General features: G+C 48.0%; 12 protein-coding genes and 1 riboswitch. Of the genes, 4 read left to right on the forward strand and 8 right to left on the reverse strand.

Going from position 1 to position 12,435, the window contains the following annotated elements:
- Window positions 1-9 precede the first annotated feature (9 nt).
- Genes ACDE64_RS07825 through ACDE64_RS07835 form a run of 3 tightly spaced genes read left to right on the forward strand, consistent with a single transcriptional unit; the run spans window position 10 to window position 2,730 of the window.
- A complete protein-coding gene (locus ACDE64_RS07825; RefSeq protein WP_411349592.1) occupies window positions 10-597 on the forward strand; it encodes a TetR/AcrR family transcriptional regulator in 588 nt (195 codons plus the stop codon).
- Window positions 581-754 carry a hypothetical protein gene (locus tag ACDE64_RS07830; protein ID WP_411349593.1) on the forward strand — a complete coding sequence of 58 codons (174 nt, stop codon included), beginning with the start codon at window positions 581-583 and terminating at the stop codon, window positions 752-754. The genes ACDE64_RS07825 and ACDE64_RS07830 overlap by 17 nt, the downstream gene beginning before the upstream one ends.
- 14 nt (window positions 755-768) lie before the next feature.
- Window positions 769-2,730 carry an ABC-F family ATP-binding cassette domain-containing protein gene (locus tag ACDE64_RS07835; RefSeq protein WP_411349594.1) on the forward strand — a complete coding sequence of 654 codons (1,962 nt, stop codon included), beginning with the start codon at window positions 769-771 and terminating at the stop codon, window positions 2,728-2,730.
- A 397-nt stretch (window positions 2,731-3,127) separates the two neighbouring features.
- Here ACDE64_RS07835 and thiC read toward each other — a convergent pair whose 3' ends face one another.
- The 6 genes from thiC to ACDE64_RS07865 form a co-directional block, all read right to left on the reverse strand.
- Window positions 3,128-4,897 carry a phosphomethylpyrimidine synthase ThiC gene (thiC, locus tag ACDE64_RS07840; RefSeq protein WP_411349595.1) on the reverse strand — a complete coding sequence of 590 codons (1,770 nt, stop codon included), beginning with the start codon at window positions 4,895-4,897 and terminating at the stop codon, window positions 3,128-3,130.
- 241 nt (window positions 4,898-5,138) lie between these two features.
- Window positions 5,139-5,242: riboswitch (TPP riboswitch) on the reverse strand.
- 57 nt (window positions 5,243-5,299) lie between these two features.
- Window positions 5,300-6,337 carry a M42 family metallopeptidase gene (locus ACDE64_RS07845; protein WP_411349596.1) on the reverse strand — a complete coding sequence of 346 codons (1,038 nt, stop codon included), beginning with the start codon at window positions 6,335-6,337 and terminating at the stop codon, window positions 5,300-5,302.
- A 205-nt stretch (window positions 6,338-6,542) separates the two neighbouring features.
- Entirely contained in the window at window positions 6,543-6,896 is a 354-nt protein-coding gene (locus ACDE64_RS07850; RefSeq protein ID WP_411349597.1) for a lipopolysaccharide assembly LapA domain-containing protein, read from the reverse strand.
- Between the two features lie 364 nt (window positions 6,897-7,260).
- Complete coding sequence (gene pepF, locus ACDE64_RS07855) at window positions 7,261-9,051, reverse strand: oligoendopeptidase F (protein ID WP_411349598.1); 1,791 nt, start codon at window positions 9,049-9,051, stop codon at window positions 7,261-7,263.
- Between the two features lie 50 nt (window positions 9,052-9,101).
- Complete coding sequence (locus ACDE64_RS07860) at window positions 9,102-9,290, reverse strand: hypothetical protein (RefSeq protein ID WP_411345926.1); 189 nt, start codon at window positions 9,288-9,290, stop codon at window positions 9,102-9,104.
- An 8-nt stretch (window positions 9,291-9,298) separates the two neighbouring features.
- Entirely contained in the window at window positions 9,299-9,529 is a 231-nt protein-coding gene (locus ACDE64_RS07865) for a hypothetical protein (protein ID WP_411345927.1), read from the reverse strand.
- Window positions 9,530-9,681: 152 nt separating this feature from the next.
- Between ACDE64_RS07865 and ACDE64_RS07870 the strand changes: the two genes are divergently transcribed.
- On the forward strand, window positions 9,682-9,879 hold the full coding sequence (locus ACDE64_RS07870) for a cold shock domain-containing protein (protein WP_046215644.1): 198 nt from the start codon (window positions 9,682-9,684) through the stop codon (window positions 9,877-9,879).
- Between the two features lie 218 nt (window positions 9,880-10,097).
- Here the strand turns inward: ACDE64_RS07870 and ACDE64_RS07875 are convergent, their stop codons facing one another.
- Together ACDE64_RS07875 and ACDE64_RS07880 are read right to left on the reverse strand one after the other, a co-directional pair.
- On the reverse strand, window positions 10,098-11,411 hold the full coding sequence (locus tag ACDE64_RS07875) for a multi antimicrobial extrusion protein MatE (protein WP_411349599.1): 1,314 nt from the start codon (window positions 11,409-11,411) through the stop codon (window positions 10,098-10,100).
- A gap of 147 nt (window positions 11,412-11,558) precedes the next feature.
- Window positions 11,559-12,404 carry an AraC family transcriptional regulator gene (locus ACDE64_RS07880; protein WP_411349600.1) on the reverse strand — a complete coding sequence of 282 codons (846 nt, stop codon included), beginning with the start codon at window positions 12,402-12,404 and terminating at the stop codon, window positions 11,559-11,561.
- Between the last annotated feature and the right edge of the window lie 31 nt (window positions 12,405-12,435).

Genomic DNA, 12,435 nt, shown 5'->3' on the forward strand with positions numbered 1-12,435 from the left:
AGGTGGCGTATGAGCGGCACGACAGGAGACAAACTGGATTTAATATTGGATGCTGCTTATGAATTATTTGGTCTGGACGGGTTTTATGAGACCAAGATTTCGGATATTGCGCACCGGGCCGGTATCGCCAAAGGAACGGTCTATTTGTATTTTAAAAGTAAAGAGGAATTGTGTCTGGCAGTGACGCGCCGGGATTGCGAGCAATTTCTCGATAACCTGCAAGAAGCGCTGCATTCCTGCATCAGCATGGCAGATCAGCTGTATGTGATTGCGCTGCATCATACGAAGTATCATTTTGACCGTCGCAAGTATACCAAGCTGGTGTTCCGTGCGCCGAATAATGATCCTGAGCTGATGGCATATATGCGCGAATTTATGTTCCGCTATATGCAGATCGTACTGGATGTGTTGGAGCAGGGCAAAGTCACGCATCCGCAATGGTGTGCCGAATCGTATATCGGCATGCTGGATCGGGTGAAAATGGATCTGATGTTCAATCCTGACTTCAGTGAGCAACAGTTGTATGAACGCACGCGCTTCGTAGCTGATTTGTTTTTGCAAGGATGCGAGCGACAGGTGAATGATCAGCAATCATAACCGCTCGATGTATAAGGCGTGGATGGAGCAATGGGAGCGTTTGTATGCTCTTTTTCCAAATCTGGTTCTCAATCGTGGTATAATAGCGGGTATCGGCGTGACGATGCGTTATCCGCTATCGTGTCATGCCCAAATTATGCAGCAGGCAGATGCCTGAGAAGGTGAATCGCAATGAACATAATGACTGTAGAAGCACTCGTCAAAAGCTTTGGCGATAAAATATTGTTTGAAGATGCCTCGTTTGGCATGGAAGATCGCGATAAGATCGGTATTATCGGCGTCAACGGAACTGGTAAATCGACCTTTTTGAAAATCATTGCCGGATTGGAGCAGCCGGACAGCGGTAAAGTCGTGATTAACAACAGCGTCCGTGTCCGCTATCTGGCGCAAAATCCACCGTACGACCCGGAAGCGACCGTACTTCGTCAAGTGTTCGAAGGCGGCGGTGAGGAATTGCAGGCGGTCAGCGCATATATGAACGTGATGGAGCAATTGGAGCAGACGCCGGAAGATGCCGGGCTACAACAACAGCTCGTGCAAGTTAGTCATGATATGGATCGACTGGATGCGTGGTCGCTGGAAAGCGAAGCGAAAAACGTGTTATCCAAGCTTGGCATTACCCGCTACGATGCGCCGATGGGGACATTGTCGGGTGGTCAACGTAAACGGGTAGCGCTGGCGACTGCGCTGATCCAACCGGCGGAGCTGCTTATTTTGGATGAGCCGACGAACCATATTGATCATGATTCGGTCACATGGCTGGAGCAATATTTGCAACGGCGGCGCGGCGCACTCTTAATGATTACGCATGATCGCTATTTTCTAGATCGTGTAGCTACCGTTATGCTAGAACTGGATCAAGGTCGGTTGTATCGGTATGAAGCCAACTATAGCCGCTATCTGGAGCTAAAAGCCGAGCGGATGGAACGCGAAGCCGCAACCGAGGACAAGCGCCAAAATCTGCTGCGCCGGGAGCTGGCATGGATTCGCCGCGGTGCCAAAGCACGCACCACCAAGCAGAAGGCGAGAATTGATCGCTTTGAACAATTGAAAAATGACAATCCCAATCGTCGTAACGACCAGCTGGAAGTGTCGACTATTTCCTCTCGTCTCGGTAAGCAAATTATCGAATTGGATCATGTATCGCTCACATTGGGCGGTCGCGAGCTGATTCATGATCTGACATACCATGCGGTGGCAGGAGATCGGATCGGTATCGTCGGACCGAACGGACGCGGTAAATCAACGCTGCTCAATTTGATTTCAGGCAAATTGCAGCCATCCAGCGGGCAGATTGTTACTGGTCAAACGGTCAAATTCGGTTATTTCACGCAGGAACATCAGGAAATGGATGAAAATATGCGTGTAATCGAATACATCAAGGAAGCTGCCGAAGTGGTCAAAACATCGGATGGCAGCAGCATTACCGCTGCCCAGATGTTAGAACGCTTCCTGTTCACTCCATCTGCGCAATGGACGCCGATTGCCAAGCTATCCGGCGGCGAGAAGCGCAGATTGTATCTGCTGCGCGTATTGATGAGTGCACCGAATGTATTGCTGTTGGATGAGCCGACGAATGATCTGGATATTACGACACTGACCGTGCTGGAAGATTATTTGGAAGAGTTCCCAGGCGTTGTACTCGTCGTATCCCATGATCGCTACTTTTTGGATCGGACGTGTGAGAAGATGTTTGCCTTTGAAGGTGGCGGTGTCGTAAGTATTCATGCTGGTAACTACAGCGAGTACGAAGAACGTACTGGCGGTCAACAACTCAAAACGAATGATATGGGCAAAGAAACATCGGCAAGCAAAGGAGCTACCGATGCCGCTTCGTCCAGTGAGATCACAGCCGAAGCTGCCAATGATGCTAACAAACGAACGTCATCCCGCGACAAGCTCAAATTCAGCTATAAGGAACAACGCGAATATGAGCAGATTGACAGCATGATCGAAGCCGCCGAAAGCAAGCTGAGCCGCATCACAACCGATATGGAAGCGGCATTCAACGACTCCGTGCGCTTGCAGGAATTGATGGCAGAGCAAGCGGCAGGCGAGCAGGAACTAGAGCATCTGATGGAACGCTGGACGTATTTGAATGAGCTGGCAGAGAAGATTGAACAGCAGGGATAAATCTGGCGGAACAAGCGATATGCTCTGATCTACCCGACTTATTTTTGTGCAAGTAACGATTCGTTATTCCATCAGCTATTCTCTGTCTCATCATCTATTGAGTTTGCGATATATAATAGCGATATAGAATACGTTCTACAGCAATTGAATATATGAAGAACTCCCTGTGCATAGTAGAATCAACACCTGTTGATCCTGATGCGACAGGGAGTTTTTGTTTATATTTTCCCATGACATACATGAGTCGATGGAAATGCAAAGCAATCCATACATATCATTCGTCATATCAATGGGAGAGTAGCCTTGAGGTGAATATATCGTTGTTCGTACACACTACCGGATCAACATCTTCTGCTTCTGCTATATCAGTACGAAGGATATAGACCACGCAAGTCTATCAACCATACACACTGTTCGTCGAGCCTTGCCGCGTGCGATACGTTTCCGCCATCTGCTCCATACCTGACTCAATCGCTTCTTCCGGCGCAATTCCATCCCGTTCTGCCAGATCGCGAATATCCTGCGTAATCTTCATACTGCAAAATTTCGGGCCGCACATGGAGCAGAAATGTGCTGATTTGGCACCTTCTGCGGGCAGTGTCTCATCGTGATAACTCATCGCCCGCTCGGGATCGAGTGATAGATGAAACTGATCGCGCCAGCGGAATTCAAACCGCGCGCGGGACAGTGCATCATCCCGATAACGGGCGCGCGGATGACCTTTGGCGAGATCGGCAGCGTGCGCAGCAATTTTGTACGTGATAACGCCCTCTTTGACATCCTCGCGATTCGGCAGACCGAGATGCTCCTTAGGTGTTACATAGCAGAGCATCGCCGTCCCCATCGAGCCAATCATGGCTGCTCCAATCGCACTCGTAATATGATCGTAGCCCGGCGCAATATCTGTTGTTAGCGGACCGAGTGTATAAAAGGGGGCTTCCTTGCACACATCCAGCTGTCGATCCATATTTTCCTGAATGAGCTGCATCGGGACATGCCCTGGACCTTCAACCATTACCTGCACATCATGCTGCCAAGCGATCTGCGTCAACTCACCTAGCGTATCCAACTCAGCAAACTGAGCTTCGTCATTCGCATCCGCAATAGAACCCGGACGTAGTCCATCCCCCAGCGAAAAGCTAATATCGTACGCCTTCATAATCTCGCAAATATCTGCAAAATGCGTATACAGAAAGTTCTCTCGATGATGCGCCAGACACCACGCTGCCATAATCGATCCGCCGCGACTGACGATGCCGGTTACGCGCTTCGCAGTGAGCGGAATATAACGTAATAGCACCCCGGCATGAATCGTAAAATAATCCACACCCTGTTCTGCCTGCTCAATTAGTGTGTCCCGATACATCTCCCAGCTGAGATCCTCCGCCTTACCATTGACCTTTTCCAATGCTTGATAAATCGGCACTGTACCGACCGGCACTGGCGAATTGCGGATAATCCATTCGCGCGTCGTATGAATATTTTTGCCAGTGGAGAGATCCATAATCGTATCTGCGCCCCAACGCGTCGCCCATGTCATTTTCTCCACTTCCTGCTCGATAGAGGAAGCAACTGCCGAATTACCGATATTGGCATTGATCTTCACATGAAACCGGCGTCCGATAATCATCGGCTCCAGCTCAGGATGATTCACATTCGCAGGTATAATTGCACGTCCGGCAGCAATCTCGGCACGTACCACTTCCGGCGTCATCCCTTCGCGAATAGCGATATACTCCATCTCCGGCGTAATGATGCCACGGCGAGCGTAATGTAGCTGGGTCACATTATGTCCCGTTTTGGCACGTAGAGGTTGGAGCCCGTAGTCTGGAAACTTCTCCGCGCCGTGCAGCTCCGCTTTTTCCATACTGGTGAATCCGTTATCCTCTGGCTGCTCTGTTCGCGCATCAACCGGCTCACAATCACCGCGTTCAGCAATCCAGCCTGCGCGCAGTGGAGATAATCCCCGACGAATATCAATGGTTGATTGCTCGTCAGTGTACGGTCCGCTCGTATCGTACACCCGTAGCGGTGCATTGGCAGTTTCCACACCGCGTAATTCACTCGGTGAAAGGGCGATCTCGCGCTCTGGCACCTGAATGTCGGGACGTGAGCCGATTGTATACACTTTGCGGCTACCGGGCAATGGGGTTGTTAGAATAGGCATAGTCAAAAATCCTCCTACAGTTATACGGATAACATCCATCGTAGACTGCTGAGTAGGGAATATGGTGGGGCGGCAACCAGTACAGTATGTAACCAATACATCAGTTGCAATCCGCAACCGACATGTTTGCCATGCTTGCATATATTATCCTATTATCTTCTTCGATTCACCGAACACGACAAAAAGCCGCCTCCGGCGAACGGAAGCGGCAAATAAGACCACAGGCAAACAAAATAAGCCGGTCATCATTGCACCACTTTCCTACGCTGGCATAACCCAGATCAGGTTCAAAGGGACCAAAGCTACGCTTTATCTCAGCCCATACGGGCGCCCCTAGTGGATGTCTCGCTGTACACTATACTTGGTCGGCAAACGTTCTGTCAACCTTTGCCATGATAGTGATTATTCGGTAATATAAGCTGCTAGCAGACGTGCAGTGTTAATAACGGCATCGCTATGTGTACGCTCCATAGAGTGCGAAGCATGTACGCCGGGTCCGATCAACGCCGCCCGGATATTGTTGCCACCACGCAGTGCAGCAGAGGCGTCAGAACCGTAATGTGGATACACATCAAGCGCAAACGGAATCTGTTCACGCCGTGCCAACTCAGCAAGCTTGCCAGTCATCTCATAATCGTAAGGACCGGAGCTGTCTTTGACACAGATCGATACATCCGTTTCTTTACATGACAGATCATCACCGATACAGCCCATATCAACCGCGATCATCTCGTCGATATCGCCTGGAATATAGGCGGTGCCGTGACCAACTTCCTCGTAGTTGGAAATGAGTAATTTCACTGTATGACGCGGCTTCCATTGGTGAGTATGCGCCGATTCCAATAGCCCGAACATGGCGGCAACACTCGCTTTATCATCCAGATGGCGGGATTTGATATATCCGCTATCTGTCATTACCGGACGCGCGTCGAAGGAGATATAATCGCCCACCGCAATGCCAAGTGCGTCGACATCTTCTTTCGACGCAACAACCTCGTCGATTCGCACTTCCATATGATTTTCCGTTCGCTTTAACGTTTCCGCGTGATCATATACATGCACCGACGGCTCGGTAGAGAGGATTGTGCCGGTGTACATTTTGCCACTGCGAGTATGGATGATACAGTATTCATTTTCAATGCTATTCATCGTAAAACCGCCGACCATGGTCATGCGGATTTTGCCATCCGGTTTGACAGCACGAACCATCGCACCTAGCGTATCGACATGACCGCTTAATGCAATCGTGCGTGAATCATCCTGACCAGCAAGCGTCAGAATCAATCCGCCTTTATGGTTATAGTCCGCCTGTACTCCCAGTCTGAGTGCTTCCTCATGCAGTGTTGCTAGCAGGTGATGCGTGTAGCCTGTCGGGCTAGGCGTTGCCAGCAGCTGCTGAAGCAGGGAAAGGGTGTACTCGCGGTTCATCGTAATGGACATGTTCAATCTCCTTTTGCACAGTCAACACAGGCTGTACGACATAGTCAAAATTCCAGTGAGCCTCCAAAGGCACAATATAAACAACATACCAGTTTTGCCTAAGCTTAGCCAGTAAAAATCCACCTGTGCAACGCCGGAGAGTCCAGCAGGCAACAGGTGGATGCGTCTAACAGGTTATTCAGCTACGCTAGATGATGCGAATCATTTACAACTTGCGATCCGAAAAGGACGAGACTGCCGGATCTTCTTTGCGATCATACATATTGTCAAACTCGACATCGCCGACTGGACCGCTATCGGCAACAGGTGTTTCACCCAATTGAGCGATTTGCGCTTCCAGTTGTTTCACTTTACGTTGCAACCGATACTGACGATAAATACCGTAAAATCCGACGATCAAACCGCCTGCGAGCGTACAGCCGAGAATGAGCAGAATCAGCGGCAACTGCACGACATTAAACATCAGATTGACCTGCACCGGATTCACATTAATGACTGCGAAGATTGCAATAACAACCGCAAAAATCAATCCCAGAATCAGTGTCCATTGAAATTTCATTGTACATAACCCCTTTCAAATCTTCATCTTACATGGCATAGATTGTCTACTACTATATAAAGTAATTAGAGACAACATAAACATCCATATATCGCTTGTTAGCTTCAATGTACACACAACAAGCACGCCTGCGCAGCGAACAAGCAGTTCGAGGCAGGCGTGCGGCAGCTTGATGAGGACTGACAGGGGAGAAGAGACTAGAGCTGCCCGGCAATCTAGCAATCTGGATAACGAATTGCCGGTGTGAATACAAACGTTCCGAATAGGATCGATATTACTATCATCAACAATCGATATAACATCCATCAGCAAAGGCATATCATCTGTATCGTATGCTTGCACTACATCCACTATATACAGCGTATTAGTTGGACAGTTGTTCCATTTCACTAACCAGACTTTCGAATACGCTCATCGCTTCACGGATCGGCTGTGGTGTAGACATATCCACCCCGGCTTTTGCCAGAATATTGATAGAGTAGTCACTACCACCGCTTTTCAGGAAACCGAGATAACGGTCGACTGCGGGTTGACCTTCTTCGAGAATTTGCTTCGAGAAGCTGGTTGCTGCGGAGAAGCCAGTTGCATATTTGTACACATAGAAGCTGTTGTAGAAATGGGGAATACGTGCCCATTCCATCTCGATCTCCTGATCCACAGTCATGCCATCACCGTGATATTTAGCGTTCAGATCGTAATAAATCTGTGACAGATCTTGCGGAGTCAGCGATTCGCCTGCTTCACTGCGTCCATGTACGATCATCTCGAATTCAGCAAACATCGTTTGACGGAATACTGTTGTACGGAATTGATCAGCATAGTAGGTGAGCAGGTACATTTTTTCCTTCGGATCGGTCGACTTTTTGAGCAGATAATCCATCAGCAGTGCTTCATTGGTAGTAGAAGCAACTTCCGCTAGGAAAATAGTGTACTGTGCATCACGGTAAGAGAGCGCATTGTCGGAATAATACGAGTGCAGGGCATGACCCATTTCGTGTGCCAGCGTGAACATGCTGTTCAGATTATCTTTATGGTTGAGCAGTACGTATGGATGCGTACCATAAGCACCCCAGCTGTAAGCGCCAGTACGTTTGCCTTCATTTTCGTATACATCGATCCAGCTCTCGTTATAACCTTTGTTCAGCGAGTTCAAATAATCTTCGCCGAGTGGTTTGAGACCGTCTGCAACCGTCTGTTTTGCTTCTTCGTAGGTGATATCCATTTTGAATTCTTCTACCAGCGGTGCGAACAGATCGTACATATGCAGTTCATCCACACCAAGCAGCTTTTTGCGCAGCGCCATATAGCGGTGCATCACTGGCAGACTTTCGTGAATCGTATCGATCAGGTTGGTATACACGTCTGTTGGAATATTGTCGCCATAGAGGGACATTTCCAGCACCGATGGGTATTTGCGTACACGAGAATAGAAAATGTTCTTGTTCACATTCGCAGTCAGTGTCGCTGCAATCGTGTTTTTCTGACGTGCATACGTACCGTAGATCGCTTTGAACGCACGTTCGCGCACTTCACGATGTGGGCTTTCCAGAAATTGAATATAACGACCGTGCGTCAGCTCAACTTCATTGCCATGCTCATCAATGATATTCGGGAATTTCATATCCGCATTGTTCAGCATGCCGAAGATCGTTTGCGGTGCTTGCGACAGATTACCGACTTGAGCGAGCAGTGCTTCTTCCGCTTCCGTCAGAATATGCGCTTTTTCACGCTTCATTTCTTGTAGGCTGAATCGGTACGCTTGCAGCTCTGGCGATTCCAGCAATTCATCCAGCTTGTCATCAGACAGGCTCAAGATTTCCGGTGTAATAAAAGAAAGCGCCTGACTGGCGTCTACGCTCAATTTTCTCGCTTTTTGGGTCAATGCCTGATATGTAGGATTCGCAGTGTCCTCATCCTGATGCATATGTGCATATACGTAGAGACGCTCAATGTGTAGACCGATCTCGTCTTCCAGCTCAAATGCTTTTTTGACCGCAGAAGCGGTATTCAACTTGCCTTTCAATTGCTCACCCTGAGGCAGTTTGGCTTTGACTTCGTCATGGGTGCGATCCCATGCCTGCTGGTCGGCAAATAGATCGTTCAGGTTCCAGCAGTTTTCAGGTGATACTTCGGAGCGCTTGAGTATGTTTTGCATGTTCATTTCCTCCTCGGGTGATGTGAGTCAAACGGTGATGAATGAATACGTTATGCGTTTGGATTGGCTGCCATCAGGAATCCGTAGATCATGAGGAAAAAGGCAAGCAGCAGCATCACAATCGCAAAAATAGCCAGCCACCGCTTGAATTGCGGTGGAATGCTGTTCTTGTAAGCAATCAGGATAAAGCCCTGCACAAAGGCAAGAATGATGAAAATCACAATCGCGGTATAATTCATGGAGCGATTTAAACCTCCCGGAAGGCGTTCATAATGTCTTCCCATTCCGCTTCGGTCTCAAAATCTTCCTTTTTAAAACGATCACTTGCCCATTGCATCATTTCGGGACGGCTGATGAATTTATGCGTTTCTTCGCCCCATTCGGTAGAAATTTCGCGCAAAATCAGCTCACGGCCATTTACTTCAACCGTTAGCATGTTCCATTTGTCTGTTTTGTAAATCTGATGTTTTTTGATCATATTCTGAATCTCCCTGTTCCGTTTGCTAAAATCATACCTTTTGACCTCAGGAATTGCAAATGAAAACGCTAGAACTTCGTTGCATTTTGAAATCGATTGCGCTATAATACAAACATGCGTCATAGATGGCGCTATTTTAGGAGGTTTTTTACGTGAAAGGTACAGTTAAATGGTTCAACGCAGAAAAAGGTTTCGGTTTTATCGAAGTTGAAGGTAGCGAAGATGTATTCGTACACTTTTCCGCTATTCAAGGCGACGGTTTCAAATCTTTGGACGAAGGCCAAGCAGTAGAGTTCGATATCACTGAAGGCAACCGTGGTCCACAAGCAGCTAACGTAGTAAAATTATAAGATCTGTATCCGTATATTACGGATCGCTTATACATTGAACACCTTGTACGTTACGCACATAGGTCATTTACAGCACAAGCTTCCTTGTTCTCAAGGGGCTTGTGCTTTTTTGATGGGAAAATGTTGTATGCAAGGCATGTGAGGGACTCATGACCTTGCATATGTGGTTCATTCGATTCAGTAGAAAGCTCATCTAGTTGCACATGCAGTTCCTTTAATTATTGACCTGCAAGCCGGATCGTTTGCCCGTATGCCGGATCACGAGAGTTACAATACATAAATTCTGCCGCTAGTCCAATCGACTGTGCCAGTGCGCCAACCATACCGTTCCATGATGGGAAAATAAACAGCAGGGTAATGAGCATGATGAACGTGCAGGACGCATTGGCCATCTGGGAGCGGAACATCGCTTTCGTCTGACCGCGCAGCAGAATCAATCCATTGGCATAATCCAGCCAAGGCATCACCAGCGCATACAATACAAAGGCGCGCAGGGTGTACAGGCTTTCCGTCAGCAGCTCGCCGCTAACATTCATAATATGCCCAAGCACCCAGTAGCTAAGAGGAGTGTAGGCGATGATACCGAGTAACAGGGCGGGAATGAAGCCGGTAATCATACCGAATTGCCGTACTTTTCTCGCATCAATTGGATGGAAATTCAGCACAATCTGATGAATATATGTAAAAAAGCTCAACATCAGTTGCAGCAAACTACTGGCAATAGCAAACGACGAGATCGCCAGTGCAATGCCTTCCGTTTTGCCCAGGGTGATATTGATCGCTGGTCCAATCAGCATAGCGACAAAGGAGGAGAATAGCAGCGGTTTGTAAAAGGTAAATACATGTCCGCGTGTCCGCACAGGATACTGCTCCAACTGCTCCGGCATACGCTTGGCAATATTACGACCTTCACTGTAGCTAACAATCGCCTCAATCATCATGCCAACGAGAAAGATGATCGCCCCGACGGTTCCGCTATTTACCCGATCTGTAGAAATGAAGAAGAGCGATAACGCGTACATGCCCGCCAGCCGGAAGCCCATACCAATCGTCAGCCATTTGGTTCGATTATTCGTAATGATGATTCCCTGATAAATATTGCGGATCACTGAGAAAATACTGACATACATCAATACGCCATACACGCCAACTACGCGTGGCACCAGCTCATCCTCTACACCGAAAAGATGGCTGAAAATCAACTTCCCAATCGGCGTATACACAATCAATACACCAATTGCGAGCACAAACGCGAGGAAAATCCACGTCACACTATTCAGCGCTGTAAAAGACTTGCGATCCCGCACTAGCGCCGAACACGTTTGTCGCAGCAGTGTGGACGGACGCTCCGTAATAGTCACCAGACTCATCGCCAGCGCATAACTAGCAATTACCACTTCAGCATCGGTTGCAAAAGCGAGCGTCCGATTAATAATGACATGCGAAATCGTAACAAGCGAGGCAGATAGCCCCATAGGAATAAAAAAAGCCAATAACCGTCTCCACGAGAGTGGAACCTGATCCGACGACATACACCCAATCTCCTTTAACATGCTGCACAGCTATTCCGGCTTCACACGACCCTTCACCGCATAGCGTGCAATCGTATGCCAAACAGTATACCATAACGATCTGCCCGATCTGTATGATATTGAACATTACATATTGTATCAATGACGTTACACAAATTGCGATGGCGCTACGCCATAATACTGCTTGAACGCTTTGGAAAAGGCAAACGCATCGCAATAACCGAGCAACCCAGCAATCTGCTGTACATTGTAATGACGAGTGTACAAATACTCGCGCGCTCGATTCATTTTGATCTGGAATATATACTGCCCCGGCGTAATCCCTAACGTTTTTTTGAAGACCGCGATAAAATACTTTTCCGACAGCCCGGTTTGTTGTGCTAGTTCACGAATTTTGAGCGGGCGATGCAGATGTTCCTGAATATAACGAAGCACTGGCTCCAGCGCTGTCCATTGCCGTTTCACCAATGCACCATTCATAAAAGGAGTAACATGTTGTGCATACTCCGCCGTACCGTACAACTCGATAATGCGTGCAATCAACGCTGTCAGGCAAGCTTTCAAGTACAACCGACTTCCCGCTGCACCACTCTCCCGCCGATCGAATCCATCGCAAAATAGCTCCCATTCCCGTTTTAACAAAGGCTGTGGAATGATACCCGATAGCGGTAGATCATCCAGAATACGCTGCTGCTCTCCCATCCCAAAGTCAAAATGAATAAAAATAAACTCACAATCCTCATTCTGCGCGCTCGCCATATAAGGCAGATCTGGATAGAAAAAGAGTACATCACCTGCGGATACTGCATACTGCTGATCACCAATCTGTAATTGTAGACTCCCTTTGCGAATCATCCATAGATCATAATCATGATGCGTTTTATGCTCAAACCACGGTGCAGGATGCACCATTTCCCGACATGACTTCATATGAACTGCCACAAATTCGGATAATTCCTCAAAGATGGCGGTAGGTGATACAGATGGTTGCATATGCTTGCCTCCTGACTATTGAACATGCTGC

This window comes from Paenibacillus sp. WLX2291, from assembly GCF_046603665.1.
Taxonomy (GTDB): Bacteria; Bacillota; Bacilli; order Paenibacillales; family Paenibacillaceae; genus Saccharibacillus.

Excerpts from the sequence above, each read along its gene's own strand:
- ACDE64_RS07875 (WP_411349599.1), bottom strand. The coding sequence starts at position 11,411 with ATGTCGTCGGATCAGGTTCCACTCTCGTGGAGACGGTTATTGGCTTTT.
- ACDE64_RS07835 (WP_411349594.1), top strand. The coding sequence starts at position 769 with ATGAACATAATGACTGTAGAAGCACTCGTCAAAAGCTTTGGCGATAAA.
- ACDE64_RS07860 (WP_411345926.1), bottom strand. The coding sequence starts at position 9,290 with ATGAATTATACCGCGATTGTGATTTTCATCATTCTTGCCTTTGTGCAG.
- ACDE64_RS07845 (WP_411349596.1), bottom strand. The coding sequence starts at position 6,337 with ATGTCCATTACGATGAACCGCGAGTACACCCTTTCCCTGCTTCAGCAG.
- pepF (WP_411349598.1), bottom strand. The coding sequence starts at position 9,051 with ATGCAAAACATACTCAAGCGCTCCGAAGTATCACCTGAAAACTGCTGG.
- ACDE64_RS07830 (WP_411349593.1), top strand. The coding sequence starts at position 581 with ATGATCAGCAATCATAACCGCTCGATGTATAAGGCGTGGATGGAGCAA.
- ACDE64_RS07865 (WP_411345927.1), bottom strand. The coding sequence starts at position 9,529 with ATGATCAAAAAACATCAGATTTACAAAACAGACAAATGGAACATGCTA.
- ACDE64_RS07880 (WP_411349600.1), bottom strand. The coding sequence starts at position 12,404 with ATGCAACCATCTGTATCACCTACCGCCATCTTTGAGGAATTATCCGAA.
- thiC (WP_411349595.1), bottom strand. The coding sequence starts at position 4,897 with ATGCCTATTCTAACAACCCCATTGCCCGGTAGCCGCAAAGTGTATACA.
- ACDE64_RS07850 (WP_411349597.1), bottom strand. The coding sequence starts at position 6,896 with ATGAAATTTCAATGGACACTGATTCTGGGATTGATTTTTGCGGTTGTT.
- ACDE64_RS07825 (WP_411349592.1), top strand. The coding sequence starts at position 10 with ATGAGCGGCACGACAGGAGACAAACTGGATTTAATATTGGATGCTGCT.